Source organism: Stakelama marina (assembly GCF_018122655.1).
GTDB classification, from domain to species: domain Bacteria; phylum Pseudomonadota; class Alphaproteobacteria; order Sphingomonadales; family Sphingomonadaceae; genus Sphingomonas; species Sphingomonas marina.
On record NZ_JAGRQC010000001.1, the window covers coordinates 80,013 to 105,357 of the forward strand.

26 protein-coding genes are annotated in these 25,345 nt (G+C 63.9%); 12 read left to right on the forward strand and 14 right to left on the reverse strand.

Features of this window, described 5'->3' with window-relative positions; translation table 11 throughout:
- From J7S20_RS00380 to J7S20_RS00430, 11 genes are all read right to left on the reverse strand, one after another.
- Entirely contained in the window at positions 1 to 291 is a 291-nt protein-coding gene (locus J7S20_RS00380) for a hypothetical protein (protein WP_284052250.1), read from the reverse strand.
- A gap of 42 nt (positions 292 to 333) precedes the next feature.
- Entirely contained in the window at positions 334 to 846 is a 513-nt protein-coding gene (locus tag J7S20_RS00385) for a chemotaxis protein CheD (RefSeq protein ID WP_284052251.1), read from the reverse strand.
- Between the two features lie 4 nt (positions 847 to 850).
- A complete protein-coding gene (locus tag J7S20_RS00390) occupies positions 851 to 1,240 on the reverse strand; it encodes a response regulator (RefSeq protein ID WP_284052252.1) in 390 nt (129 codons plus the stop codon).
- 9 nt (positions 1,241 to 1,249) lie between these two features.
- Positions 1,250 to 2,260, reverse strand: a complete 1,011-nt coding sequence (locus J7S20_RS00395) for a protein-glutamate methylesterase/protein-glutamine glutaminase (protein WP_284052253.1) — start codon at positions 2,258 to 2,260, stop codon at positions 1,250 to 1,252.
- Positions 2,257 to 3,135, reverse strand: coding sequence for a CheR family methyltransferase (locus tag J7S20_RS00400; protein ID WP_284052254.1), 879 nt, complete (start codon positions 3,133 to 3,135; stop codon positions 2,257 to 2,259). Before J7S20_RS00400 ends, J7S20_RS00395 begins: the two co-directional genes overlap by 4 nt.
- Complete coding sequence (locus J7S20_RS00405) at positions 3,135 to 3,626, reverse strand: chemotaxis protein CheW (protein WP_284052255.1); 492 nt, start codon at positions 3,624 to 3,626, stop codon at positions 3,135 to 3,137. Before J7S20_RS00405 ends, J7S20_RS00400 begins: the two co-directional genes overlap by 1 nt.
- The gene (locus tag J7S20_RS00410; RefSeq protein ID WP_284052256.1) at positions 3,623 to 5,833 is read right to left on the reverse strand and encodes a chemotaxis protein CheA; all 2,211 of its coding nucleotides are present in this window, start codon (positions 5,831 to 5,833) and stop codon (positions 3,623 to 3,625) included. The genes J7S20_RS00405 and J7S20_RS00410 overlap by 4 nt, the downstream gene beginning before the upstream one ends.
- A complete protein-coding gene (locus J7S20_RS00415) occupies positions 5,830 to 6,195 on the reverse strand; it encodes a response regulator (RefSeq protein ID WP_284052257.1) in 366 nt (121 codons plus the stop codon). Before J7S20_RS00415 ends, J7S20_RS00410 begins: the two co-directional genes overlap by 4 nt.
- Positions 6,192 to 6,491, reverse strand: a complete 300-nt coding sequence (locus tag J7S20_RS00420; protein ID WP_284052258.1) for an STAS domain-containing protein — start codon at positions 6,489 to 6,491, stop codon at positions 6,192 to 6,194. Before J7S20_RS00420 ends, J7S20_RS00415 begins: the two co-directional genes overlap by 4 nt.
- A 1-nt stretch (position 6,492) precedes the next feature.
- Positions 6,493 to 7,377, reverse strand: coding sequence for a flagellar motor stator protein MotA (motA, locus tag J7S20_RS00425; protein ID WP_284052259.1), 885 nt, complete (start codon positions 7,375 to 7,377; stop codon positions 6,493 to 6,495).
- A 99-nt stretch (positions 7,378 to 7,476) separates the two neighbouring features.
- On the reverse strand, positions 7,477 to 8,178 hold the full coding sequence (locus tag J7S20_RS00430; RefSeq protein ID WP_284052260.1) for a hypothetical protein: 702 nt from the start codon (positions 8,176 to 8,178) through the stop codon (positions 7,477 to 7,479).
- Between the two features lie 165 nt (positions 8,179 to 8,343).
- On the opposite strand from J7S20_RS00430, the gene flaF reads away from it, so the two are divergent.
- Positions 8,344 to 8,706, forward strand: coding sequence for a flagellar biosynthesis regulator FlaF (gene flaF / locus J7S20_RS00435; RefSeq protein ID WP_284052261.1), 363 nt, complete (start codon positions 8,344 to 8,346; stop codon positions 8,704 to 8,706).
- 326 nt (positions 8,707 to 9,032) lie between these two features.
- Here flaF and J7S20_RS00440 read toward each other — a convergent pair whose 3' ends face one another.
- Positions 9,033 to 10,466, reverse strand: coding sequence for a methyl-accepting chemotaxis protein (locus J7S20_RS00440; RefSeq protein ID WP_347709213.1), 1,434 nt, complete (start codon positions 10,464 to 10,466; stop codon positions 9,033 to 9,035).
- A 257-nt stretch (positions 10,467 to 10,723) separates the two neighbouring features.
- Here J7S20_RS00440 and J7S20_RS00445 point away from each other — a divergent pair, with 257 nt between their 5' ends.
- Positions 10,724 to 11,101, forward strand: a complete 378-nt coding sequence (locus tag J7S20_RS00445) for a hypothetical protein (RefSeq protein ID WP_284052262.1) — start codon at positions 10,724 to 10,726, stop codon at positions 11,099 to 11,101.
- Between the two features lie 22 nt (positions 11,102 to 11,123).
- Here J7S20_RS00445 and J7S20_RS00450 read toward each other — a convergent pair whose 3' ends face one another.
- Both J7S20_RS00450 and J7S20_RS00455 read right to left on the reverse strand, forming a co-directional pair.
- Positions 11,124 to 11,732, reverse strand: coding sequence for a response regulator transcription factor (locus tag J7S20_RS00450; RefSeq protein ID WP_284052263.1), 609 nt, complete (start codon positions 11,730 to 11,732; stop codon positions 11,124 to 11,126).
- Positions 11,732 to 14,308, reverse strand: coding sequence for a PAS domain S-box protein (locus tag J7S20_RS00455; RefSeq protein WP_284052264.1), 2,577 nt, complete (start codon positions 14,306 to 14,308; stop codon positions 11,732 to 11,734). The genes J7S20_RS00450 and J7S20_RS00455 overlap by 1 nt, the downstream gene beginning before the upstream one ends.
- A gap of 347 nt (positions 14,309 to 14,655) precedes the next feature.
- On the opposite strand from J7S20_RS00455, the gene J7S20_RS00460 reads away from it, so the two are divergent.
- The 10 genes from J7S20_RS00460 (at position 14,656) to J7S20_RS00505 (ending at position 25,322) form a co-directional block, all read left to right on the forward strand.
- Positions 14,656 to 15,015: an STAS domain-containing protein gene (locus J7S20_RS00460; protein ID WP_347709214.1), complete on the forward strand. Its 360-nt coding sequence runs from the start codon at positions 14,656 to 14,658 to the stop codon at positions 15,013 to 15,015.
- Positions 15,012 to 15,377 (forward strand): response regulator, encoded by a 366-nt coding sequence (locus tag J7S20_RS00465; protein ID WP_284052266.1) that lies wholly within the window; start codon positions 15,012 to 15,014, stop codon positions 15,375 to 15,377. The genes J7S20_RS00460 and J7S20_RS00465 overlap by 4 nt, the downstream gene beginning before the upstream one ends.
- A complete protein-coding gene (locus J7S20_RS00470) occupies positions 15,377 to 17,362 on the forward strand; it encodes a chemotaxis protein CheA (RefSeq protein WP_284052267.1) in 1,986 nt (661 codons plus the stop codon). Before J7S20_RS00465 ends, J7S20_RS00470 begins: the two co-directional genes overlap by 1 nt.
- Positions 17,359 to 17,829 carry a chemotaxis protein CheW gene (locus J7S20_RS00475; RefSeq protein ID WP_284052268.1) on the forward strand — a complete coding sequence of 157 codons (471 nt, stop codon included), beginning with the start codon at positions 17,359 to 17,361 and terminating at the stop codon, positions 17,827 to 17,829. The genes J7S20_RS00470 and J7S20_RS00475 overlap by 4 nt, the downstream gene beginning before the upstream one ends.
- 145 nt (positions 17,830 to 17,974) lie before the next feature.
- Complete coding sequence (locus J7S20_RS00480; protein WP_284052269.1) at positions 17,975 to 19,354, forward strand: methyl-accepting chemotaxis protein; 1,380 nt, start codon at positions 17,975 to 17,977, stop codon at positions 19,352 to 19,354.
- Between the two features lie 14 nt (positions 19,355 to 19,368).
- Positions 19,369 to 19,857, forward strand: a complete 489-nt coding sequence (locus tag J7S20_RS00485; RefSeq protein ID WP_284052270.1) for a chemotaxis protein CheW — start codon at positions 19,369 to 19,371, stop codon at positions 19,855 to 19,857.
- A complete protein-coding gene (locus tag J7S20_RS00490; RefSeq protein ID WP_284052271.1) occupies positions 19,847 to 20,722 on the forward strand; it encodes a CheR family methyltransferase in 876 nt (291 codons plus the stop codon). The genes J7S20_RS00485 and J7S20_RS00490 overlap by 11 nt, the downstream gene beginning before the upstream one ends.
- A gap of 1 nt (position 20,723) precedes the next feature.
- Entirely contained in the window at positions 20,724 to 21,869 is a 1,146-nt protein-coding gene (locus tag J7S20_RS00495; RefSeq protein ID WP_284052272.1) for a protein-glutamate methylesterase/protein-glutamine glutaminase, read from the forward strand.
- Complete coding sequence (locus tag J7S20_RS00500; protein ID WP_284052273.1) at positions 21,869 to 23,533, forward strand: hypothetical protein; 1,665 nt, start codon at positions 21,869 to 21,871, stop codon at positions 23,531 to 23,533. Before J7S20_RS00495 ends, J7S20_RS00500 begins: the two co-directional genes overlap by 1 nt.
- 295 nt (positions 23,534 to 23,828) lie before the next feature.
- Positions 23,829 to 25,322 (forward strand): L,D-transpeptidase family protein, encoded by a 1,494-nt coding sequence (locus J7S20_RS00505; protein ID WP_284052274.1) that lies wholly within the window; start codon positions 23,829 to 23,831, stop codon positions 25,320 to 25,322.
- Positions 25,323 to 25,345: the final 23 nt, after the last annotated feature.

The window sequence follows — 25,345 nt, forward strand, 5'->3', positions numbered from 1 at the left end:
TCAGGCCGCCTTCATCGCATCGCGAAGGCGTTGCTGGACGCATTCCAGGCGCACCCCCTCGACGGCCTCGTGCGAGTGAGCGCCGGCGGCGAGCCTGTCGAGCAGCTGCGCGCTCTCGCCGGTTCGCTGGATGACGAGGTCGAATGCCTGAAGCCGGTCGAGATGACGCAGGGCGATGTCGTCATCGGCAACCAGAACGTTGGCGAGTTCCTCCACCAACGCGCCTACCTGACGCATTTCCTCTGCGATCGCGCGACACAGGTCGGCGGCGTGATGATCGTGATTGTCCATACTATATTCTAGAAGATCGGCGGGCCGAGAGGCGGCCTCGCGTCAGAACAGTTCGAGGTCGTTGCCGGCGATACGCTGCGGTTTCTGGACCGGCGGAACGTCGTTGACCTTGATAGAGCGGACCTTGCCGTCAAAGGGCAGGAATTCGACCTTTCGCGCCTGGTTTCCGCCAAGGTCGCGGTGACGGATCGGGATCGCTTCCATCTCCATGAAGCGGAGCGCGAACGCGGCGTTGCTGCTGCCGATCGAACCCAGCCCGGCGATGATGTTGGCACCGCCATAGACATGCCCGCACAGCCGTTCGCGCTTGGCGCCAGAGTGCATCATGTCGTTGATGAGAAGTTCCATCGCGTGGATGCCGTATCGCTGCATGTCTTCGCTGCGCACCTCCTGCCCGGGCGTCGGTTCGCCGAGCAGGAAGTGGTTCATTCCCCCGACCTTCGCCGTGGAATCGTGGAGGCAGACCGCGACGCAGGACCCCAAGACGGTCGTCAGCATGACGCCCGGTTCGGCCATGACGCGGTGCTCGCCCTGGATGATCGCGACCCTGCGCATGGCGTCAGGTCAGCGCCCCGAAGACGCGCTCGATCTTTTCCTTCAGCGCGGCGGGCGCGAAGGGTTTGACGACATAGTTGTTGACGCCCATCTCCGCCGCCTTCTGGACGATTTCCTTTTCCGCCGACGCGGTCAGCATGATGAAGACGGTCTTGCCGATCACTGCGTCCTTGCGAACTTCCTGCAGGAATTGCAGTCCGTCCATTTCGGGCATGTTATAGTCGGAAATGATGAGGTGAACGCGGTCGGCGCGGACAGCCTCAAGCGCTTCGGTCGCGCTTGCCTTGTCGCGGACGTCGCGAAAGCCCAGATCCTGCAGCGTGCGACGGATCATCGCGCGCATGCTCGTCTGGTCGTCGACCACCATCACCCTGATTGCAGATGCTGCCGGCATTGAATACTCCTAATTCTTGCGGCACGCCGCGAGGATAGCCTCGGGCAGCGCCGACAACCCCAATTCGCGTTCCACCGCGCCCCGTGCGGCTGCCGCGCCCGGCATGCCATGCACGACGCAACTCGCGGCGTTCTGGCCCAAGGTGCTCGCGCCGGCCTGACGCATGGCGAGAAGGCCATCCGCGCCGTCGTCGCCCATGCCCGTCAGGATCACGCCGACCGCACGGCGTCCAAGCGGCACCACCGACCGGAACAGCATATCGACCGAGGGACGGTGACCGGACACGCGTTCGGCTTCGATCAGGCGGATGTTGCCGCGCGGACCGTTTGCGAGCGTCATGTGCCGGTCGCCCCCAGGAGCAATATAGACGGTTCCACGCGCGATCGGCGTGCGATCCGTCGCTTCGACGACACGCATCGCGCATACGCCGTCGAGGCGGCTTGCAAAGCTGGTCGTGAAGGCTGGCGGCATGTGCTGCACGATCAGAATCGGCGGCGTATCGGCGGGCAGGGCAGGAAGGATCGTGAAGAGCGCTTCCACCCCGCCGGTCGAGGCGCCGATGGCGATGACCCGGTCGTCGATGCCGCCGGCGGACCCTGTGATGCGTTCGGGCTGGTTGATGCGGCGGACCGTCGACTGGGCGGCGGCCTTCACCTTGTCGCGCAGCGTATTGCCCGCTTCGGCGAGGTCGGAGGCCTTTGCCGACGGCTTTTCCACACAGTCGGTCGCGCCGAGGCGCAGCGCCTCGATCGTGACCTCCGCGCCGCGCGCGGTCAGTGTCGAGCACATGACCACAGGCATCGGCCGCAGTCGCATGATCTTTTCGAGAAACGAAAGGCCGTCCATGCCGGGCATTTCGACGTCCAGCGTCACGACATCGGGGTTCAGCTCCTTGATCATCGCACGCGCGGCATTCGGCTCGGGCGCTGCGCCGACGACCTCGATTTCGGGGTCGGCCTCTAGGATCGAGCTTATCGTCGCGCTGTCGTCGACGATCAATGTGCGGATCGGCCGTGTCATTGCCCCGCGTCCCTGCGATAGATGGTCTGGCCGCAACTGGAGAGCATGTCGGCAGCAGGGCCGATCAGCCGCTCGGAATGGCCGATATACAGGTGCCCGCCGGGGCGAAGCATCTGGGCGAAGCGCTGTTCGAGCTCGGCTTTCGCCGGATCGTCGAAATAGATCATCACGTTGCGGCAGAAGATGACGTCATATTGCTGACGCATCGGCCACTGGCCGAACAGGTTGAGTTCGCGCGCGGTGACAAGCTGGCGTGCCTGCGGATCGATCGCGAATTCGTTTCCCTGCGCCTGCAGCCATTCGCGGCGATACGCCTCGGGGATCGGCTCGACCGTCATTTCGGAATAGACACCGCGTCGCGTCGCCGCGACGACATGCGGTGCGATGTCGGTCGCAAGCAGCTTGACGTCGCGGTCGAAAACCCAGCGAGCGCCCGAACGCGACGGGCCGAGCAGGCACATCACGATCGTGTAGACTTCCTCGCCGCTCGAACAGCCGGCCGACCAGATGCGGATCGGATGTCCAGCCTCGGCGCGCTGGCGCAGTTCGGGCACCACATGCTCGCGGAAATGTTCGAAATGATGGTTTTCGCGGAAGAAGTGCGTGTGGTTGGTGGTCAGCGCGACGACCATCGCCGCGCGTTCCTCGGCATCGCGATCGACGAGCGACAGATAGTCGCGGAACGTCGTCAGCCCATGCGTGCGCAACCGCCGGCTCAGTCGTGAGCAGACAAGCGTCGTCTTTGCCGGCGACAGCGCGATGCGCGCCTCGCTTTGCATGATGGCTGCGATCCGGGCGAACTCGGCCGGCGCCAGTTCCTCGGCGCCGGACGCGTCCGCGCCGACCGCGGCGGCGGTGGCGAACGCGGTCGACATCAGGCGGCGAGGTCCATGTGCCGCGTCGGGCTGAGCGTTTCGAGGTCGAGCAGCGACACCATCGTCTGCTCCTTGTCCTCGGCGCCTTCCGAACTGCGCTGGCCAACCTGGACGAGGCCGCTGATGACGCCGCTTTCGAAGCTTTCGACAGACGGTGCCGGCTGGATCGAACCTTCGTCCACCGCCACGATGTCGGCGACTTCATCGACCAGGAAACCGGCATGCTTGCCGCCGATATTGACGACGAGGATGCACGAGCGCGAATGCAGCACGCTCGGTGCCCAGCCCAGCCGCTCGGCCAGGCCGACGACGGGCACGACATGGCCGCGCAGGTTGGTGACGCCCTTGATGTGGGCGGGCACGCTGGGAAGCGGAGTGGGCTCTTCCCACTCGCGGATCTCGATCAGCGCCGACATGTCGATGCCGAACATTTGCTTGCCCAGCAGGAAGGTTACGATCTTGCGTTCACCCGTGTTTTCAACCGAACTCATGCTGCGATTCCTTTCAGCGCGAACTTGTTGGAGGAGGAGGGCGATGCGACCAGCGCATCGATGTCGAGGATCAGTGCGATCGAGCCATCGCCCAGGATCGTGGCGCCACCCAGTCCGCGGATCGGGTAGAGATTCTGATCGAGGCTCTTGATGACGACCTCGCGGCGGTCTTCGATCGTGTCGACCATCAGGCCGACATGGCCGGCATCGGTCTCGACGATGATGACGACGCAATCCTGCGGATTGTCGCGCGCGCCGGGGTGCAGGTTGAACAGGTCCGACAGTCGCTTGACGGGTACATAGGTGCCGCGCAGGTCGATGACTTCCGAACTGTTCGCGACCGGGCGGACCTGATCGCTTTCAGGCTGGACCGTTTCGACCACATTGGCGAGCGGCACGACATAGCGCTGTCCGGCAAGGCGGACGACCATGCCGTCGAGGATCGCGAGCGTCAGCGGCAGGACCATGGTGAAGGTCGTGCCCTTGCCCGGAACCGAGCTGATTTCGACCCGTCCGCCAAGCGCTTCGACGTTGCTGCGTACCACGTCCATCCCGACGCCGCGGCCGGAGATGGACGAGATCGTCTCTGCCGTGGAGAAGCCCGGCGCGCAGATCAGGTTGTCGATCTCGTCGTCACTCAGTGTCGCGTCGGCGCTGATAATGCCCTTTTCGACCGCCTTGGCGAACACGCGCTCGCGGTCGATGCCGCGGCCGTCATCGGCCACGCGCAGGAAGATGCGCGCACCCTTCTGCTCGGCCGACAGGTGCACCATGCCCTGGGCGGGCTTGCCCTTGGCGACGCGTTCCTCGGCGCTTTCGATACCGTGGTCGACGGCGTTGCGGATCATGTGCGTCAGCGGCTCGCCGATCTTTTCGATGACGCTCTTGTCGACTTCGGTCGTCTCGCCCGACATTTCGAGCGCAACGTCCTTCGACGTCGAGACGCACAGTTCGCGCAGCATTCGCGGCACGCGCGAAAATGCCTGGCGGATCGGCTGCGCGCGCAGCGACATGACATTGTCCTGTATCTCGCGCGTCAGACGCGCAAGCTCGGGCAGTTCGACGCGCTGCTGATCGGCGCTCGACAGGCGGTCCGACAGGATCGAGTTGCGGATGACGAGTTCGCCGACAAGGTTGAGCAGCATGTCGAGCTTCGACACGTCGACCCGGATATTCTGCACGACCTCGGCGATCTTCGCCTCAGCGGGCGCCGCCTTCTCTACTGCCTTGGGCTTGATCTCGGCCTCGGGCTCGTCCTTTGCAGCTTCGGCATCGGATTCTGCCTCTGCCTCTGCCTCGGGCGCGGGGGCGTCGGTATCGGCGATCGCTTCGGGGCCGTCCGGGGCCGGGCCATCGTCGGCGGCCGGGGCGGCGGGAGCAGGGGCCTCCTGCGCGATTTCGACCACCGAGTCCGGTGCGACGAAATCGAAACATTCCTCGATGACGGTCTTTTCGACCGACGCCGGTACGCTCACCGTCCAGGCGAAATAGGCGCCCTCTGGATCGAGGTCGCGCAGCGGCGGCAGTGTATCGGTTTCGACGGCACTGATCTCCGCGCCCAGCCGTTCGAGCTCGCGAATGACGAGCAGCGGTTCGCCGCCATTCGCCATCGCTTCGCGCGACGGTGCAAAGCGGACCGTCCATGTCGGTGCCGGCGCGTCGAGGTCCTCGATCGCAACGGTCACCGGCTCGAACCCGAACGGGTCGGAGTCGAGGTCGTCGAGATCGACGGTCACCGGACTGAAGCCGAACTCGTCCGTGCCACCGTCGTCCGCCGGCGCTGCTTCGGCAGGGGCTTGCGCGGCGGAACTCGCCGCAGCGCCCTTGTCGTCGAGGAGCTTTTCGAGCTCTGCGAGGATGGCTGCATCTTCGGGAATGTCAGCCTGACCCTGCGCCGCGGCGACATGGTCGGACAGCACGTCGAAGGCGAGCAACATCGTGCGGCAGACATCGGACGATGCCGGAATCTTGCCGCCGCGAACCTCGTCGAGGACGTTCTCGAAGCGGTGCGAGAAGCTTTGCAGCGCCTCATGGCCGAACGCACCGGCGCCGCCCTTGATCGAATGGACCGCGCGGAACACGCCCGCAATGACGTCCGCCGAAGCGTCGCCATCGGCCATCGCACTCAGGCCTTCCTCGGCGGTGGCCAGACCTTCGGCGCATTCTTCGAAGAAGATCGCCTGGATATCGTCGAGATCGTCGCTCATGGGCACACCCGGCGGATCGCCGCTCCCAGCTTGTCAGGGTCGAAGGGCTTGGTGATCCAGCCCGTTGCGCCGGCCGAGCGCGCACGCGACTTCTTCTCGTCGGAGAATTCGGTCGACAGGACGAGGATCGGCGTGCCGCGGAACTGCGGCAGCTGACGGACCGCTTCGATCAGTTCGAAACCGTCCATCTTCGGCATGTTGATGTCGGTGATGAGCAGGTCCGGATTCAGCTCGTGCATCCGCGCAAGGCCGTGCTCGCCATCCTCGGCGGCTTCGATCGCGAAGCCCTGCTTGGTCAGCGACGCCTTCAGCAGCATTCGCATGCTCGCCGAATCGTCGACGGTCAGAATTCGCTTGCTCACGCGTCGGCTCCTTCGATTTCGAATCCGACCGCGTCCGCCAGGCGGCAGCGCGTAACGCGCTCCACAAAGGCCGGGGTCGGGTTGATGATGGTGAATGGCTTTTCGGCGGCCTGCGCCTCGGCGCGCGCGGCGACGAGCAGTTGCAGGACGGCCTGTCCGATGCTTTCGACTTCGCCTGCATCGACGGTCACGGCATCATGGGTGTCCAGCGCCAGCACGAGCTGTACGCGCAGTTCCTCTGCCGACACGGTCGTGCCGTTGTCGGGCAGGCGGACGGTTTCGGTCGCGTCAGCCATTTCAGGCGGGTTGAGCGTTGAGTTCATTCTTCGCCTCGTCGAGTGCGGTTTCGAGTTGCTGGAAGGAGGGCGCGTAGTTCGACGGCGTCATGCGCCGCGCGATCTCGATCGCCACCTGGGTAGGAAGGCCCTGGGCATGCGCGATGACGGCCGTCTTCGCGATGTTGAAGGGCTTGGAATCGGCCTCGATGATCTCGAGAAGCTTTGCGGCAATCGGGCCGACCACGCAGTAGGACAACAGCACGCCGAGAAAGGTGCCGACCAGTGCGCCGCCGATCATCGCGCCCAGCACCTCGGTCGGCTGGTCGATCGAACCCATCGTCTTGATGACGCCCAGAACAGCGGCGACGATGCCGATCGCGGGAAGCCCGTCGGCCATGATCTGGAGCGCGTGCTGCGGACCGAGTTCCTCATGGTGATGGCGTTCGATGTCGTTTTCCATCGCCTCCGCCATCTGATGCGGGTCTTCGAAACTGACCGTCATCATGCGCAGATAGTCGCAGATGAACTCGACCAGATGGTGATCGGCCAGGATGCGGGGATAGCGGTTGAAAAGAGCGCTTTCCTTCGGGTTGTCGAGATGCGGTTCGATCGCCGTTGCGCCGCCCTTGCGGAACGTCGTCAGCAGCGCGAACATCAGCGTCAGGAGGTCGCGATAGTCGCTGTCCTTCCAGCGCGGCCCCTTGAACGCGCGCGCGACACCCTTGCCGGCCTTTTTGACGATCCCCATCGAGTTTCCGACCAGGAACGCGCCGATCGCGGCGCCGCCGATCGCCATCAGTTCATGCGGCAGCGCGTGCGTGATGATGTCCATCTTGCCGCCTGCCATCATGAAACTGCCGAAGACGCAGCCCAGGATGATGATGAAGCCAACGCCGTTCAGCATGGGTTTTTCGCTCGTCTTTCGTGAAAACAGGTCTTTGAATTTATAGGACGGTCGGCGGATGGTTGGCCGCGTGCGCCCCGGCTTTCTTTGTCGCAGCGCTCAGCAGGGCGGGTTCCGCCCGTCGAGCATCGCGAGATATTCGCGGATCTGGCGCGCGCTCATCGCCGCGATGATGCTGCTGGTGTGATAATTGGCGAGCGCGCCCGCGAGCCGGGGTGCCCATTCGGCATCGGTATCGAACAGCGCGCCAAGGCCGTTCAGGGCGGGCAGGTGCGCCCAGGTGAGCGCTGCGCCCATGTCGGAGCGTTCGGACACCATGTCCTCGACCGCCGTAACCACGCCGTTGCGCGCACCGCCGGTCGCGATCGCGCGGCGCAGGCCGGCGGTTCCGGGCACCTCTTCGGTCCGCTTGCGCCAGGCCGGCGGTGTCAGATAGGGGCGCGGATAATGGTCGCGCCGTGCGACCTCTCCCAGCACATGCGGCATCAGCACCAACATCGGCTGGTTGTGGCGGCGACAATAGGCATCGACGGCATAGAGCTGGTGATAGGCGGCGTGATAATTCCTCACGTCCGAAAGAACCCATGCCCAGCCATCGCCCATCGACGGGATCGCTTTCGGCCCCCAGTCCGAACCGAGCACCTTGAGCGCGCCACCGACCGACTGAACATGGCACGCAAGCGCGTCCTCGATGAAGGGCGACGGACGTCCCAGCGCGGCAACGCGGGTGAATCCCGTGGTCTTCAGCACCTCGGTCAGTGCCATGGCCGTGTCGGGAAGCGAATGCGCAGGGATTGTCATGGTTAATTTTCCAGGCCGTGGGCGCCGTGCGGCACCCGGAACATTTTCATTATAGATGGCTGGAAACCGGCTGGCGGGCGGGCGACCGGGAAAAAGCGGGAGGGCAGGGCCATGCGGCGCGCCCATGCCTTCTAAAATGGGAAGGAGACGACAAGAGGAGTTTGCATGTCGCTTTCCGCCTATCAAAGCGTCCGGCGCTTCGCCGAGGCGCCCCGAACTACCGAACACCGATTGATGGGGCAGATTACCGGCGAAATGATCGTCGCGCGCGATGCCGGCCATACCGGCGCCGCCCTGGCCTCGGCACTGCACCGCAATCGCGAGATGTGGAACGTGTTTTCCGCCGACTGCGCATCGACCGGAAACGGTCTGCCCGACCAGCTCCGCGCGAGCATCGTATCGCTGGCGCTCTGGGTCGATCGCTTCACCAGTGACGTGATCGCCGGGCGCGAACCGGTCGATGACCTGATCGAGGTAAACCGCAGCATCATGGAGGGGCTTGCCGGCGGTCAGCGCCAGGCAGCGTAAGCCACCCGGTTTTAAAACACGGATCGCAAAGGGGAGCGGCAGCATCGTCTGCCGCTCCCCTTTTTTGTTGTCGCTGTGGGGAAGGCGGTCCTTCCCAGAGGCGGGGCGGAAAACCCCGGGGGTGGTATGAGCGCCGGCCAGACGGCCTGACCGGTTGAGAGGCAGGACACCGGCTACCGACAGCCATTGCTTGCCGAGGCGATCGACAGCGAGCAAGCCACGTCATCAGCAAGCCACATCATTCTACGGTGTGCCTGTCGCGCACATACGAAAAGGCCGCCCCCTTCGCATGAAGGGGACGGCCGATCCTTTCGCTGGCGCGGTGCTTAGAAGTCCTGCCAGTCGTCGAAGCCGTCCATGCCATCGCCGGCGCCGTTGCTCGCAAGCGGCTTGACCGGAGAGACGTAGGGCTGCTCCTTCTTGGCCGGAAGCGGCGTCGTCGTGATGCTGGTCGCGGGAGCCGTGACCTGCACCTTCGGCTTGGCCGAACCGGAGCGGGCGCCGTTGCCGATGTTGAACAGCGATGCGCGTTCGGTCAGCGCGGACACCTCGTTGAGCAGATTGCGTGCAGCGGCGGAGGTTTCTTCCACCATCGCGGCATTCTGCTGCGTCGACTGGTCCATCGTGCCGATCGCCGAGCTGATCTCGGTCACCGACGCGGATTGGGTTTGGTTGTCGGCCGCCATCGTGCCGAGCAGCTGATGCACCTCGCTGACGCCTTCGGTGATGTCGGCAAGCGCACCGTCGACCTTCTGAACGGCATCGACGGCAGTGCCGATGTCGGTCTGGGTCACGGTCAGCTGGTCACGGGCGAGCTTCGCCTCTTCCTCGGCGCGCATGGCGAGCGCGCTGACCAGGTCGGCGACGACCGCGAAGCCACGACCGGCCTCACCGGCACGACCGGCTTCGACCGCCGCGTTCATCGCAAGAACGCGCGTCTGGAAGGCGATCTTGTCGAGGCCTTCGATCACCGCGTCGATGCCCTTGGCGCTGTCGCTGACGCGGCCCATTGCCTGAACCGCTTCGTCGGCGATCGAGCGGCCGCCCTTGACGGCTGCAATCGCACCGTCGGCGCGTTCGACCGTGCGCTGGCCGGCATTCGCCGTCGCCTTGAGGCGGTCGTCGATCTGCGTGAGCGAGGCCGAGGTTTCCTCAAGGCTGGCGGCATTGCTTTCGGTGCGGCGGGCCAGATCCTCGGAAGCCTGCGCGATTTCGCGCGAACCGGTGCCGATCGCGCCGGCGCTGTCATTGACCGCCGTAATCATCTCGCGAAGCCGGTTGATCGCTTCGTTGAAGTTGGTCTTCAGCTCGGCATAGGCAGGCGGGAATTCGGTCTTTACCTCAGCCGTCAGGTCGCCTTCGGACAGTTTGGCGAGATGAGAGGCGAGAACCTTCACCACCTCTGCCTGTTCTTCGGCCTGGCGCTTCTGGGTGACGGCAGCGTCGCGGAAGGTTACCATTCCCTTGGTCAGCCGCCCGACACAGTCCGTATAGTCAGTGAAGTGGATCGCGCTGTCGAGATCGCCAGCCGCAAGGCCCTCCATCCGTTCAACGGTTGCGACATAGGGTGCCGAGATCGCGTGTCGGAAAAAGGCGCTGATGATTGTGCCGAGCAGCATCGCGGCCGCGCCGGTGGCCATGGTGATCGGATCGCCCAGGATAACACCGACCAGCGTAACCACGCCGGTAAGGGCTATCAGCGAACCGAAAGCGATCAGCAGCTTCAGCCTGATCGGGGCGGTTGACTTGTACCAGTGCATTGGCGTTCCTCATTACAGTTCGGGCAGGACCGGTCGCTGCGAAGAGCACGCACGGTTATCTGCTTCGCAGGGCATTATAGGACGCAGCACGGGTCAGACGGCGCGCAGGACGGCAAAATCGATGGCCGGGCGCGTTAGGTGACCGGGCCTAGGTATTTCTCCTTAGATGAAATGGCGTGCAGGGCGGCATAGGTTCCCGCCAAGAAGGCGAGTTGGGCCACATGCGCCGCGCACCATGAAAATCTGCGGGGGATGAGATGTACCGGCCGGCGCTGCCAATCGTCGTAGCTTCAGAAGACTATGTCTGGCGATCCGCTCTGGCGGCGATGCTCGGCATGGACGGAGAGACGGTGGTCACGGCGCGCGATTACCGTCGGGCCAGTCTCAGCGACGGGCTGCGCGCGCATTCGGTCCTTGTCGTCGACGCCGACCAGTTGCGGTGCGCGCCTGAAGCGCGGCGCGAACTGCTGCAGGAACATGGCTGGCAGGGGCGCATTATCCTGATCAGCGCCAATCACGAACCCGCGCTCGGAGATGCCCAGAGCGAGGATGTGGCGATCATCCCGCGCAGTGGTGGTACCCAGGCCATTCGACACCAGATACGCGAATGGCTGTCGGTACCCGATCAGGATTGAATGCGTCCGGTGCGCCGGTGGATCAGTCTTCGATCATCCCGGCGGCAAAAGCCACGCGCAGTGCTTCCGACAGGCTTCGCACCTCCAGCTTTTCCATCATGTTGGCTCGGTAGATCTCAACGGTTCGCGGGCTGATTTCCAGATCCTGCGCGATCACCTTGTTCGAATTTCCGTCGATCAACCCTTCCAGCACATCCTGTTCGCGCGCCGACAGCCGTTCGAGTTTCGCCTTCGCCGTTTCGGTGCGCGCGGCTGCGCGGCCATCTTCGTCCAGCCGCGCAAATGCTATTTCCACCGTTTTGAGAAGCTCTTCGGGCTCATAAGGTTTTTCGAGAAAATCGATTGCGCCGGCCTTCATCGCCTGGACGGCCAGTTGGACGTCGCCCTGGCCGGTCAGGATGACCGAAGAAAATTCCGGGCGGTCCCCGATCTGCTTCAACACGTCGAGCCCGGTCGCTCCCGGCATGTGGAAATCGAGCAGAACCGCGCCGGGGCCGAGATCGTCGAGTTCTTCAAGAAACGCGTCACCCGAGCGAAAACCGCGGATAATCGTGTTCTGATAGACCATCAGAAGCGCGTGGAGCGATGCGCGGACCGCATCGTCGTCGTCAACGAGATAGATGCTGCGCATTACGCAAGTTCCTCCTCTCGCATTGCCGGCAAGGTAAATCTGAACACGGCTCCCCCTTCTTCCTTGTTTTCCGCCGTCAATGTGCCGTCATGCGCCTCCACGATACGGCGACAGATCGACAGTCCTACACCCATGCCCGTTTTCTTGGTCGAAACGAAAGGGGTGTATAGCTGATCGAGCATATTGTCCGGCAATCCGGGGCCGCTGTCTTCGATGCACATCTCGATCACCTCGGCATCGATCTGTTTCGCGCGGATACCGATGCGCCGCTGGTCCTTGGGCATTTTGCGCAATTCCTCGATCGCGTTGCGCAACAGGTTCACCAGGACTTGCTGGACCTGAACGCGGTCGGCCAGGGCGCGCGGCAGGTCGTCCGAAAGATCGATATCGAGCGTGATGTCGTACTGACCCCCGCCGAGTTGCATGAGCGCCACCGATTCTTCGACGACCTTGTCCAGGTGCAGCGGATGCATCTCGACTTCGCCACGCGATACGAACTGGCGCAAACGGCGGATGATGTCGCCCGCGCGCATCGCCTGTTCGGAGGCGAGCTGGACAACTTCGGTGGCCTGTTCGGGCCGAGGAGCTTCGGGCTTCAGCATCATTTTCGCCGCGCCGAGGAAGTTGACCATCGCGGATAGCGGCTGATTGAGTTCGTGCGCGATACCGGCGGCGATTTCGCCCATCGTATTCACCCGCGACACATGAGCCAGCTCGGTGCGCAGGTCATACAGCCTTTCCTGGGCAAGCAGTCGTTCGCTGATGTCGCGCATGAAAATGGTGAAAAGACGCGATTTCTCGGTGCCGAATTCGCCCACCCAGACTTCGACAGGAACGTCACTGCCGTCGCGGTGACGGGCCGTGAGCGTGCGCATTCCCGCCGGCGTCCGTGCGTGTTCCGCACTGAAATTTTCCGACAACCCGTTTCCGTCTGTGTCTTCCCGCGTCAGGAGCGTGACGGGCTGTCCGATGATTTCTTCGGCTGCATAGCCGAACAAGGCTTCGGCTGATTTGCTGAACGACAGCACCGTTCCCTGTTCGTCGACGATCAGCATCGTACTCGGCACGGTTTCAAGCACCGACCGAAACTGTTCGTTGCTGGCGCGCAGGGCACGATCCGCCTTCACGCGATCCGTCACGTCGATATTGACGCCGACCGTTCCCGCCAACTCGCCATCCGCGTCGTATAGGCATCGCGATGATCCCTCGATCACGCGCTGCTCGCCACTCGGTGCGTTGAAACGGTAGGAGAAGCTGAACCGGCTGGACTTTTCAGCGACCGCACGTGCCAGGACACGTTCGATGACGGCGAGATCCTCCGGTTCGGTAAACCGCGTCCAGTCGTCAAACGAGGTTATCTGGCCCGGTATCAGCCCAAGCCGCCGCTCTGCACCGAGCGACCAGCGCAGGTCGCCCGTCTTGCGGTCCCATTCGAAGATGCCGATCGAGTGTGCGTCGAGCGCCAGTTCGAGCCTTGCTTCGCTTTCGCGGAGAGCGGCGGTCGTCCTGGTCAGTTCCGAAATGTCGGTTACCGATAATACCAGCCGCAGCTTTTCGTCGGGGCGCTTTATCAGTCGCGCGTCTTCGACAATGGTGATGCGCTCGCCGTCCTTGCCGCATTCCTCGAGCGTTCGCGAAGCACTGAGGGCACCGTCGGCCAGCCGGGGAGCGGTGGCGGGTTGACCCCGTTCAGCGGTGTTCAGCAATTCATATTTCGATCTGCCGACCGCTTCGGCGTTGCTCCATCCGTACAGCCGCTCGCAACCTTCCGACCAGTGCAGGATCGTGCCGTCGCGGTCGGTAATCATCACTGCCGCCGAATCCAGCGCCTCGGTGGTTTGGTAGAGTGCTGCCTGGCTGCGAGCGATGCCTCGCGCTGCCCAAAGGACAATCGCCGATAGCGTTACGACATTGCCACATGCAGCCAGAACGCCGGCCAACGGGGCGGAGAGAGTGTCGGATCGGACGAGCAGCAGCTCGACAACCATCATGACCACCGGGACGATCAGGACGGCAGGGAAGGCGGTTCTAAGGATTCGACCGGACGCGCCCGACCGGAAAAGGGTCGGCCAGCCCGATTCCTGACGCAGCGCCAAAATGGCGGTTGCAAGCAGAACGGAACAGAGCGCGGCTGCCGGCGACATCAGAAGGTAGCGGCCCAGCGCCCCTTCTTCGATCAGGTCCGATGCCAGCGTCACGAACGACATTACCGCGAACGCGAGCGTGAGGCTGGCGAAGATCACCGACGCGGCGCCGGCGCTGCGTTGTGGGCGCTGGGCAAGCAGGGTCGCGAGCGTCAGGAGCAGCAGGTCCGCCACTGGTGTCGCGGTTGTCGAGACCGGACCGACGAAATTCAAAAACACCCAGTTGGGCACGGTCACCGATGCGACTTGCTGGGTCGCGAACAGGATCAGAACCAGTGCGGGGACCGTCAGCAGAGCCGTCGCAACGTCGCGATCGCCGCGAATATGGGCGAGCAGCGAAAAGGCCAGACAGGCAAATCCGGTCATCGCCAGCGGCACCGGCATAAGGTCGATACCGAACACTGACGTGACCGAAGAAGCGCCGATTCCCATTCGGGCAAGCGCCAATAGCGATATTACGAGGGCAAGCCCGGCACAAACACGCGCGATACGCTCAATCTGCGTAGTGTCTATTCTTGTGGTTTCACGAAGCCTGGAAACCATACGCACCTATTCATTACCTAAACCGCGCAGTATCGCGCGGCATCTTAGGCCTGCGTTACGAAACTTGGTTAGGAAGCGTAGGGACAAAAGACACCATTTTGAACCTAATTTGTCCGCTGCCGATCGAAAAAGCCGTGATCGGTTTCTGAACACCTCCCCGATCTTCCTAATATGTGACCGACGGACGGTGAAGCGCCCATGCGTCGCTCATCCGATGCCGATCCGCCGTTCAGGCGATGTGGTCAGCCCGTGGGGAGTCTTACGTGACGATTTTCGATGTCGGCAGCGAGCTGACGGTGCAGACCGTCGCTGAAGTCGCGCCTCGACTGCAAGGTGAGCTCGCCGGAGGGTATCCGGTGACGGTCGACCTTTCGGCGGCCGACAGCATCGACGTGGCCGGCGTTCAGCTGCTGCTCAGCGCGCGCCGCTCGGCCGAAGCCGCCGGTGGAGACCTGAAGCTGGCTGACCCGTGCCATCCGCCGCTGACGGCGGTGCTGAAGCGCATGGGCATTCTGGATGCCGATGGCATGCCGCAATCCACCGATGCCGCCTTCTGGGCGCCGGACGCCAACCTTTCCGAATGCGAGGAATCATGAGCAAGACGATCCTGACCATCGACGATTCGCCATCGATCCGGCAGATGGTCGCGATGACGCTGGCCGCCGAAGGGCACCAGGTCATCGAGGCCGGAAACGGGTCCGAAGGCTATGCCAAGGCAAGCACCAACACCGTCCATGCGGTGGTGGTCGACCTCAACATGCCGGTGATGAATGGCATCGAGTTCATCCGCAAATATCGCCAGCACCCGTCGAGCAAGGGCGTTCCCATCGTTCTGCTCACCACCGAGTCCGACGAAGCGCTGAAGCGCGAGGCGCGGGCGGCTGGTGCCACCGGCTGGATGGTCAAGCCGTTCAACCCGACGCAGCTCGTGTCGGTCATCAAGAAGGTCACCGGCTGATGACCCGCGTCGATCCAGCCGAGACCTTTCGGCAGGAGGCGCAGGAGTTGCTCGAGCAGCTGGAGACCACGCTGCTCGACCTCGAACAGGCGCCTGCCGATCGCGAACTTGTCGACGCCGCGTTCCGCGCGCTGCACACGATCAAGGGATCGGGGGCGATGTTCGGATTCACCGCGGTCGCCGAGTTCGTCCACGGTTTCGAAACCGCTTTCGACCGCGTTCGCAAGAGCGGCCAGCCGATCTCTGCCGATCTGGTGACGCTTGCGCTCCAGGCGCGCGACCATGTCGATGGCCTTATCAATGATCCCGACGCCGATACTGCAGGCGGTGCGCGCATCCTGACCGCGCTCGACGCGATCGCGCCGCAGGAAGGTGGCGCCTCCGATGCGTCCGTGGCGGAACCCGTTTCCACCGCAGCCGCAGACGGTGTCGCCGGTCGCTGGCGCGTCCGGTTCAAGCTGCCCGCGGACGCCCTGGCAATGGGCACCAACCCGCTTCTGCGGCTCGACGAGCTTGCCGAGATCGGGCCCGCGACCATTTCGGCGCTGACCGACGATATTCCTCTGCTCGACGAGCTTGATCCCGAATGCTGCTATATCGGGTGGGAGGTCGTCATCGAGGCGACCGATCCGCAGGCGGCGATCGAGGACGTGTTCCTGTTCCAGGGCGACGATCTCGACCTTGAGGTTTCGCGGATCGACGAACCTGCTGGAGAAGCGGCGGCGGTGCCGGGCGATGCACCGGAGGAAAAGGCCGCGCCGCGCAGTGAGGTCGTCACCGCCACCAGCGCGCCCGCTGCGAAGGCCGCGCTGCTCCGCGTGCCTGCCGAACGGCTCGATGCGCTGATGGATCAGGTCGGCGAGCTCGTGATCGCCCAGACCCGTCTCAGCGAGCTGACTGCCGATGGCGCGCCGCCCGCGCTTCAGGGCATCGCCGAGGAACTCGAACGGCTGATCGGCGGTCTGCGCGACACCAGCATGGGAATTCGCATGGTCCCGATCGGCAGCCTGTTCGGTCGTTTCCGCAGGCTCGTGTCCGATCTTTCGCGGTCGCTCGGCAAGGAGATCGAATTCGTCACGTCGGGCGAGGAGACCGAGCTCGACAAGACGGTGATCGAGCGCCTGGCAGACCCGCTCGTGCACCTTATCCGCAACGCGGTGGATCACGGCCTCGAAAATCCCGATGCGCGCGTGGCGGCGGGGAAACCTGCCGCCGGCACCGTCAGGCTCGCGGCGATATATTCGGGTGCCGAGGTCACGGTGACGCTGACCGACGACGGCGCCGGCCTGAATGCGGCGCGCATCCGCCAGAAAGCGGAGGAAAACGGGATTATCAGTCCCGATGCCGAGATGCGCGACGAGGAAATCTATCCGCTGATCTTCGCGCCCGGCTTTTCGACCGCCGCCGAGGTCACTGAACTGTCCGGCCGCGGTGTCGGCATGGACGTCGTCAAGCAGACCATCGAGGCGCTGCGCGGCACGATCGACCTGACGAGCGAACCGGGGCGCGGCACGACGATCACGCTGCGCCTGCCGCTGACGCTCGCGATCATCGACGGCATGCTCGTGCGCGTCGGCGACGGGCGCTACTCGATCCCCATGGCGGCGGTCGAGGAGTGCGTCGAGCTTCCGGCGTCGGCAGTCGACCGCCGGGGTCGCGATTTCCTTAACATCCGGGGACAGATCGTACCGTTCCTACGGCTTCGCGAACTGTTTCGCGCCGAAGGCGAAACGAGCGACTTCCAGAAGGTCGTCGTCGTGTCGGCGGGCGATGCGCGTGTCGGGCTGGCGGTCGATCAGATCCTCGGCAACCACCAGGTCGTCATCAAGCAGCTTTCGCGGCTCCATTCGGGCCTGAACTCCTTTTCGGGAGCGACGATCCTGGGCGACGGCAGCGTTTCGCTGATCCTGAACGTGGCGCAACTGATCGGCATGGGTGCGATGAAGCGCACGCCTGCCGGCATCGAGGAAAGGGAAGCAGCATGAGCGACCGGCTGATCTTTCGTCTGGTCGACCAGATGTTCGCGATCGAGGCGAGCTGCGTATGCGAAATCCTGGAAGTCGCGCCGGTGACGCGCGTGCCGGGCGCGCCAGCTTATGCCGATGGTCTGGTCAATGTTCGCGGGCGGATCGTACCGCTGACCGACCTGCGCGTGATGTTCGGATGCGAACGCCGCGCGGCCGACCATGACACGCGCATCATCGTCGTGGAAATCACGCTCGATGGCGAGCCGTTGACGGTCGCCATCATGGCCGATGCGGTCACTGCGGTCAGCGATATCGACGAGCGCGACTTTCAGCCGACGCCGTCGGTGGGGATGCGCTGGCCGCGCGAATATGTCCGCGCGATCGTGCAACGCGACGACGGCTTCATCATCATTCCCGATCTGTCGACGATCTTCGAGGCGATAAGCCGATCGGCCGACCGGTCGGATATTCCGGAGGCCGCGTGAGAATGGCCGCGTAACCGGCGGATCTGCAGGTGGTCGAGAACAGTCGGCCCGAGCAGTCGCCATCTTCTTAACACGCATTCGGTCCGTGTCCCGACAGCCAAGGGTGCTGAAGATACGGTTCGTTCACTCTCGAAAGGACTTTCCCGTGCGCTGGTTCCAAGCAAATGCACCGATCCGCAAAAAGCTCTCCGTCGCCTTCGGGACGATGGTGATGCTGATCGTGGCCGTCATCGCGGCCGAATTCTTCCTCGGCGGTCATTACACGCTGATGATCGGTGGCGTCAGCACAACGCTGGGCATCGTGTTCGGCTATCTTTTCCGCAAGGCGATCGCCGATCCCTATGTCACGACCGTCTTGCGTATGGAGGGACTTGCCGATGGCGATCTCGAAAGCCCCATCCAGTTCACCGACTATACCGACTGCGTCGGACGTCTGACCCGCGCCATGCACACTTTCCGCGATGCCGCCGTCGATCAGAAGATGGTCGTGCACACGCTGCAGGACGCGCTCAACCGCCTTTCCAAGGGGGATCTGACCGTTCGCGTGGAAGCCGATTTCCCGGCCGCCTATCAGGAACTGAAAACCAATTTCAATACCGCGCTCGATCGCCTTTCTGGCGTGATGACCGAGGTTGCCTCGGCGGTCCGCAACGTTGCATCTGGCGGCCAGCAGATGTCGGCCACCGCCGAACAGCTTTCGCAGGGTGCGACCGAGCAGGCGGCCTCGACCGAAGAAGCATCGGCTTCCATGGAAGAGATGACCGCGACGATCAAGCAGAGCGCCGACAATGCGGTACAGACCGAAACGATCGCTCGCAATTCGGCTGAAAGCGCGACGCAGAGCGGCAAGACCGTTGCAGAGGCTGTCGCCGCGATGCAGACGATCGCCGAAAAGATCATGGTCGTGCAGGAAATCGCTCGCCAGACCGACCTGCTCGCGCTGAACGCCGCGGTCGAGGCGGCACGTGCCGGCGAACATGGTCGCGGCTTCGCCGTGGTGGCGTCCGAAGTGCGCAAGCTCGCCGAGCGCAGCCAGGCGGCAGCGGCCGAGATTTCGGGCCTTTCCGCAACGACGGTCCAGTCGGCGCAGACCGCTGGCGAGATGCTCGGCAAGCTCGTACCCGACATTCAGCGCACCGCGCAGCTTGTCGAGGAAATCTCCGCCGCCGCGCGTGAACAGACGATCGGCGCGTCGCAGATCAACACCGCGATCCAGCAGCTCGATAAGGTTGCACAGCAGAATACGAGCGCTGCCGAGCAGATGTCGTCGACATCCGATGAACTGGCCGGCCAGGCCGAACAGCTTCAGCGCACGATCAGCTATTTCAACGTCGATGGCGGCGGCGAGCGTTCGTTCGCCAAGCCGGCTCGCCCGAAGCGCGGCGCGATCGAGCGCGAACTGGCGATCGTCTCTCCGCAGCTGAAAGGCCGTGGCGGTTCGGGCGATGCGTTCGACTTCGATCTCGATGGTGAGGACGGCGAGGACGGTCTCGACGCACAGTTCGTGCGCCGCGGCGCGGCCTGAAACGGAGCAAGGCGATGAGCACGCAGCTCACTTATGTCACGCTCGGCGCCGGGGACGAGGTATTTGGCGTACCGGTCGGCGAGGTGCAGGAAATCCTCGCCGCCGGTGCGATCGCCCGACTGCCGCAGATGCCGCGCCACTTGCTGGGCCTGATCGACATTCGTGGCGAAACCGTGCCCGTTGCCGACCTGCGCCGGTTGCTCGATCTGCCCGACGTTGTGGATGGCGAACAGACCCGGATCGTGGTGCTGCAATTCCCCGCCGACGGACAGGCGGCCCCACGCGTCGGCCTTCGTGTCGACCGTGTGTTCGAGGTGACGCAGCTCGATAGCGATACGCTCGAGCCGCCCGAGGCGATCGGTGTCACCGCGTCGCGCGCGATCATCGGGGTGGGACGCCGCAACGGGGCGTTCGTCACGGTGCTCGACTTCGCGGCACTGGTGGGCCGCGACGCGCGCAAGGCGTTGGCGGAGAACGTGCTGGAGCCGTGCGATGGGTGTTGAACACTGGTCGGCGGCGCGTGCCCAGCCGATGGACGATACGCTTTCGCTCCGCGACTTTCGCAAGATTGCCGCGAGCGTCAACGAAACCTCGGGTATCAAGCTGCCCGACGGCAAGCGCATGATGCTGGAAGGGCGGGTGCGCAAGCGTGCGTTGCAGGCGGGCTTCGCTTCAATTGCCGCTTATTGCGGCTACCTTTTCAACAAGGGCGGCTTGGCCGAGGAATTGCCGTATCTCGTCGACGTGGCGACCACGAACAAGACCGACTTCTTCCGCGAGCCCGATCACTTCACCTTTCTCGAGCGGACCGCCGTGCCGGCGCTACTTGCGTGCGACCGGCCACAACCGCCGCGACTGAAAATGTGGAGTGCCGCGAGCTCGAACGGGGCCGAGATCTATACCATCGCGATGGTTCTTGCCGACATGGTTGCGGCGGGACAGGCGTTCGACTGGCATATCCTCGGCACCGATCTGAGCGCGTCGATGATCGCCGATGCGAAGCGGGCGGTTTATTCGCAGGATGTCATCGCGCCGGTGCCCGATGCGAAACAGTCGCGCTACGTCATGTTCGCGCGTGCGCCGGGCGTCATTCCCAAGGTGCGCATTGCGCCCGAATTGCGCTGCCATACCGAGTTCCGGACGCTGAACCTGATGGACAAGCGGTACAATGTCGACCGCGACTTCGACGTCATCTTCCTGCGCAACGTGCTGATCTATTTCGAACCCGAAGATCAGGAAGCGGTCGTGATGCGTCTTCGCCAGCACCTTCGCCCCGGGGGGTATCTGGTGCTTGGTCATGCGGAATCGATGGTGGGCACCCGCCTGGGTTGGTCCCAGGTCGCGCCCGCTGTTTTCCAGGAGTGCTGACATGGACCGCAAGGACAAAGGCGATCCGTGCAAGGGCCGCGTAATCAAGGCGATGATCGTCGATGACTCGGCTTCTGTTCGCATGGCGCTTACCGACATTCTGAACGCCGATCCGTCGATCGAAGTGATCGGAAGCGCCGGCGATCCCTATGCCGCCGCGCAGCGCATGCGCAAGCAGGTGCCCGACGTGCTGTTCATGGACCTGGAGATGCCGCGGATGGACGGCATCACTTTTCTGAAGAAGATCATGTCGCAGCGGCCGATCCCGGTTGTCGTCTGTTCGAGCATCGCGGAGGAGGGGTCGGACGCGTATCTCGCGGCGCTGGAGGCGGGCGCAGTCGACGTCGTCGCAAAACCGCATTTCGATGCGCGCAATTTCATCTACAATAATGGCGACCAGTTGCGCGAAATCGCCCGCGCAGCGGCGTGTTCGCGCAAGCGGATGCAAGCGATTGCCGTGCCGTCAGGCCCGCAAAATGCCAAGCTGACCGCCGATATCGTTATTCCACCCAGATCGCCTGCTGCGCTCGCCGCGAAGGCTGCGCGGATGCAACGGGGGGAGCCGGTCATCTGTATCGGCGCTTCGACCGGCGGGACCGAGGCGATCCGCGAGGTTCTGGAGGCATTGCCTGCCGGAACGCCGGGCATCGTGATCGTCCAGCACATGCCCGACAAGTTTACCGCCGCCTTTGCCCGCAGGCTCGACCGATTGTCGGCCTTGACGGTGCGAGAGGCGAAGGACGGCGATCCCGTCCTTCGCGGTGAGGTGCTGATCGCGCCGGGCGGGCGCCACATGCTCGTGTCGCGGGCAGGGGAGAGAACGAGCGTCAAGATCGTCGATGCGCCGCCCGTGTGCAGGCACCGGCCGTCGGTCGACGTGCTGTTCCGCTCCGCGGCCCAGCAATTAGGCAGCGATGCGATGGGCATGCTGCTGACCGGCATGGGCGACGATGGCGCTCGCGGAATGGCTGAAATGCGGTCGGCCGGGGCGGATACGATCGCGCAGGATGAAGAAAGCAGCGTGGTCTATGGCATGCCGAAAGAGGCGGTTCTGCACGGCGGCGCCGCGCGCGTCCTGTCGCTTTCACAGATGGCACCCGCAATCACGGCATTCGGGCGCGAATGCGCCGAACGAGGGAAAAACTGATGTCGCACGCCTTTGATCTTGATTTCGACAGCGGCCCGATTACCGCGTCACTGTCCGGCGTCCGGGGACGCAGCGACGCCCTGTTCACCGATGTCGGCAATCGCCTGACCGCTTGCGCTGGCGTCCTGAACGGCATTGGCGGCGCGTTCGAAGCGTTGCCGCGTTCGTTCGAGAGCGAGGAATTCGGCGAATCCTGCGAGCGCCTGAACGCCGTTGGAACGCGCGCCGGAGAAATCGCACGGACCTTTGCCGACGAACGATCGACCGTAGGCGGACTGCTGAAGGTCGTTGCCGAGGCGAACCAGCCGGTCGCCGATCTCGTCCGGGCGGCCAAGCTGCTCGGCATCGTCGCTTTGAATGCGCAGGTGGTGGCGCAGGAAACCGCGGGGCACGAGGCCGGGCTCGATGTTTTTACCGATGACATTGTGGTGCTTTCGGACACGGCGGCGGATCGCATCACCGCCTTTTCGCAACTATATCGCCGTCTTCACGATGCGGTACGCCAGGTTTCCGAGCGGCAATTGGTGTTCGAGGCACGCCACGCGCCCGCGCTGACCAAACTGACCGCCGAGATCAGCCGCAATGTCGGCGCGCTCGAGGAACACCGCGACCGCGCCTCCAGCGGCAGTGCAGAGACGACCGCGCTGTCGCGGAGCATTGCGCAGGGTGTCGCCCGTGCCGTCGTCTCGTTGCAGATCGGCGACAGCACGCACCAGCGCATCGATCATATATGCGAGGCGCTGGCCCGTGTCGGAAATGGCGCTGACGAGGTCGGGCCCGCCGCGCGCGTGACTGTGCTTCAACTCCAGGCAGCGCAGCTTGCCGATCTGGCGGCTTCGTTCGACACCGACCGCGCCGAACTTGACAAAGCGCTCGCCCAGCTTGCGCAGAGCGCGCAGACGATGCGCGATCAGGGGCAGGGGACCTATGGCCAGGGCGACCGTGAGGAATCGATCCTCACCCGCCTTGCTACCGAGATGCGCGCGGCTACGGCGGTGCTGCGCGAATATGGCGCCGAGCGCCGCAAGCTCGACCGGCTGGCGAGCATGGTGCAGCAGACCGTCAACGATCTGCTCGGCCATGTCGATGCGATTGCGCGGATCGAGAACAATATGCGGTTACTGAGCCTCAATGCCACTGCCAAATGCGCGCAGATGGGCTTGCAGGCCAATGGCTTCGACGTGATTGCGCAGCAGCTTCGCACGCTGACCGGCGATATCGTCGAGTGCGCGCGTGCGGCAATGGCGGGGCTTGACCAGGCGGTCGAACTCGCAGCGCGCTTCGGAGAAACCAGCGCCGCCGCAGACGCCGGGCAGATCGCCGAACTGGAGGAGCAGGCATCGGGTTCGATAGCGCTGCTCGAAGGCGTCGATGTCCAGCTCCGCGAGGCGCTGGGTCTGCTCGGACGCGACGGCCCGCGGGCGGCCGAAATGATCAATGCGGCAGCCGGCGTGTTCGGCGCATCGCAGGATCTTATCGTGGCGGCGAACACGGCGCGCGCCGAGATCGAGGAGATGCTGGCCGATGCTTCCGACGTTGCCGGCCCTGATGAATCCGGTGAGCTTCTGCTCGGGCAGATTTTCGCTTCCTACACGATGGAGGCAGAGCGGCGCGTTCACCGCGAGACGTTCGGCGACCCCGTACCGTTGCAAGCCGCGGCCTAGCCTCCCGGGAAAAGCTTATCGTGTTGAGGGGGGCTGCGACGGGGCGCCCCCTTACTCTTGTCCTGGCGTCGCCAGTCGGTGGCGATATTATTCGGCAAACGGAACGAGTTGTGCGTTCGGCCGTTTTCGTCCAAGCAGTTGTCAGAAGGAATCCTGCGCCGGTTTCGTCTGAGTAGAGTAACAGTACAAGAGGACCGAACGCCGGATGAAGCATAGCTCGCTGGGCATTTTGCTCACCGCTGTCGCCGCAGTCGCAAGCTGCAATTCCAAGGCAGAATCGACCCAAAAGGTACAGGTGGCTTCGACCACGGATTCGTCGCCCCCCACGATCGACGCATCCGCGCTTCGCGATGCGGCGAAGGGCGATGTTCTGAACCAGTTCTATCAGTCGCGGAATTGGCAGGCGGCATGGTCGCCCGCGGCGGAGCAGGCGCTTCGCCAGGAACTGGCGGACAGGGCGCGTCACGGCCTCGACCGCGTGACCTTCCTGCCGAACACGGAAGGCGCGACGCCGGCGGCGCTCGATGTCGCATTGACCAAAGCGGCGTTGTACTATGCAGGCGCGTTGGCACGGGGGCTCACCGACCCGACGAAATTGCACAAGATCTACACGATACCGCGCCCCGATATCGACCTGCCGAAAGGCCTGCAAAAGGCGCTCGAAACGGGCAAGGTGGGTGAGTGGTTCGACAGCCTTGCACCGCAAACCGACGAATATCGCGCGCTGTCGAAAGCCTATCTCGACCAGTCGAAGGCGGCAAAGCGGGAAACGCGTACCGAGATCGGGCATGGCGACCTGATCCATGTCGGTGAGCACGACCCCCGCGTTCCGCTGATTGCAAAGGCGCTGGAAAGCAGCGGCTATCTGGAGAAGCAGCCCGACACTGCCCCGGCACCTGCGGATGGCGGCGATTCAAGCGCGCAGGACACGCAGAACGCCGACCTCTATACGCCCCGGATCGAAACCGCCGTCAAACAGTTGCAGACCGATTTTGGCATCGCGGATGACGGCATCGTAGGTCCCGATACGCTGTCGGCGCTGAACGCCGGTCCGGCCGAGCATGCGCGTTCGCTCGCGGTCGCGCTCGATCGGCGTCGCTGGCTTTCGCGCACGCCGCCGGCGACGCGGATCGACGTCAATACGGCTGCGGCTGAGCTGCAATATTTCCGCGACGGTCAGCCGGTGAACCGCCGCAAGGTTATCGTCGGCCAGCCGGGCAAGGAAACGCCGCAGCTGCAGGCGCCGATCTTTCGCCTTGTCGCCAACCCGACATGGACGGTGCCGCGTTCGATCCAGCGGACCGAGATGGCGGGGAAGAGCCAAGCCTATTTCCGCCGCAACAACCTTGAATGGCGCAACGGCTGGATCGTTCAGAAATCGGGTGAGGGCAACGCGCTCGGCCTGGTCAAGTTCGACATGAAGGACGGTCAGGCGATCTACCTTCACGACACGTCGGCGCGCAGCCTGTTTGACAGGAATGTGCGACAGCTGAGCCATGGCTGCGTGCGGGTTCACGACGCGCTGGGCTTTGCGGACATGATCGCGAGCGACGAAGGTGTCGTCGACAAATGGCAAAAGGCACGCACCTCGGGCGAGAATTCCTATGTGCCCCTGCCGAAGGAAATCCCGGTGCGCCTGCTTTATCATCCGGCATTTGTCGGCGCGGCGGGGCAGGTACAGTATCGCCCCGACAATTATGGCTGGAACGATCCGATTGCCAAGGCGCTCGGGTTCGGTGGCGGCGGCGGGCAGAAATACCGCACCAGCTTTAACGATATCGGGCCGTAATCCGTCGGTGCGTTAGAGGGCAG

Coding starts and splice junctions, on each gene's coding strand:
- J7S20_RS00380 (WP_284052250.1), bottom strand. CDS start 291: ATGGACAATCACGATCATCACGCCGCCGACCTGTGTCGCGCGATCGCA.
- J7S20_RS00385 (WP_284052251.1), bottom strand. CDS start 846: ATGCGCAGGGTCGCGATCATCCAGGGCGAGCACCGCGTCATGGCCGAA.
- J7S20_RS00390 (WP_284052252.1), bottom strand. CDS start 1,240: ATGCCGGCAGCATCTGCAATCAGGGTGATGGTGGTCGACGACCAGACG.
- J7S20_RS00395 (WP_284052253.1), bottom strand. CDS start 2,260: ATGACACGGCCGATCCGCACATTGATCGTCGACGACAGCGCGACGATA.
- J7S20_RS00400 (WP_284052254.1), bottom strand. CDS start 3,135: ATGTCGACCGCGTTCGCCACCGCCGCCGCGGTCGGCGCGGACGCGTCC.
- J7S20_RS00405 (WP_284052255.1), bottom strand. CDS start 3,626: ATGAGTTCGGTTGAAAACACGGGTGAACGCAAGATCGTAACCTTCCTG.
- J7S20_RS00410 (WP_284052256.1), bottom strand. CDS start 5,833: ATGAGCGACGATCTCGACGATATCCAGGCGATCTTCTTCGAAGAATGC.
- J7S20_RS00420 (WP_284052258.1), bottom strand. CDS start 6,491: ATGGCTGACGCGACCGAAACCGTCCGCCTGCCCGACAACGGCACGACC.
- motA (WP_284052259.1), bottom strand. CDS start 7,377: ATGCTGAACGGCGTTGGCTTCATCATCATCCTGGGCTGCGTCTTCGGC.
- J7S20_RS00430 (WP_284052260.1), bottom strand. CDS start 8,178: ATGACAATCCCTGCGCATTCGCTTCCCGACACGGCCATGGCACTGACC.
- flaF (WP_284052261.1), top strand. CDS start 8,344: ATGTCGCTTTCCGCCTATCAAAGCGTCCGGCGCTTCGCCGAGGCGCCC.
- J7S20_RS00440 (WP_347709213.1), bottom strand. CDS start 10,466: ATGCACTGGTACAAGTCAACCGCCCCGATCAGGCTGAAGCTGCTGATC.
- J7S20_RS00445 (WP_284052262.1), top strand. CDS start 10,724: ATGTACCGGCCGGCGCTGCCAATCGTCGTAGCTTCAGAAGACTATGTC.
- J7S20_RS00450 (WP_284052263.1), bottom strand. CDS start 11,732: ATGCGCAGCATCTATCTCGTTGACGACGACGATGCGGTCCGCGCATCG.
- J7S20_RS00455 (WP_284052264.1), bottom strand. CDS start 14,308: ATGGGAATCGGCGCTTCTTCGGTCACGTCAGTGTTCGGTATCGACCTT.
- J7S20_RS00460 (WP_347709214.1), top strand. CDS start 14,656: ATGTGGTCAGCCCGTGGGGAGTCTTACGTGACGATTTTCGATGTCGGC.
- J7S20_RS00465 (WP_284052266.1), top strand. CDS start 15,012: ATGAGCAAGACGATCCTGACCATCGACGATTCGCCATCGATCCGGCAG.
- J7S20_RS00470 (WP_284052267.1), top strand. CDS start 15,377: ATGACCCGCGTCGATCCAGCCGAGACCTTTCGGCAGGAGGCGCAGGAG.
- J7S20_RS00475 (WP_284052268.1), top strand. CDS start 17,359: ATGAGCGACCGGCTGATCTTTCGTCTGGTCGACCAGATGTTCGCGATC.
- J7S20_RS00485 (WP_284052270.1), top strand. CDS start 19,369: ATGAGCACGCAGCTCACTTATGTCACGCTCGGCGCCGGGGACGAGGTA.
- J7S20_RS00490 (WP_284052271.1), top strand. CDS start 19,847: ATGGGTGTTGAACACTGGTCGGCGGCGCGTGCCCAGCCGATGGACGAT.
- J7S20_RS00495 (WP_284052272.1), top strand. CDS start 20,724: ATGGACCGCAAGGACAAAGGCGATCCGTGCAAGGGCCGCGTAATCAAG.
- J7S20_RS00500 (WP_284052273.1), top strand. CDS start 21,869: ATGTCGCACGCCTTTGATCTTGATTTCGACAGCGGCCCGATTACCGCG.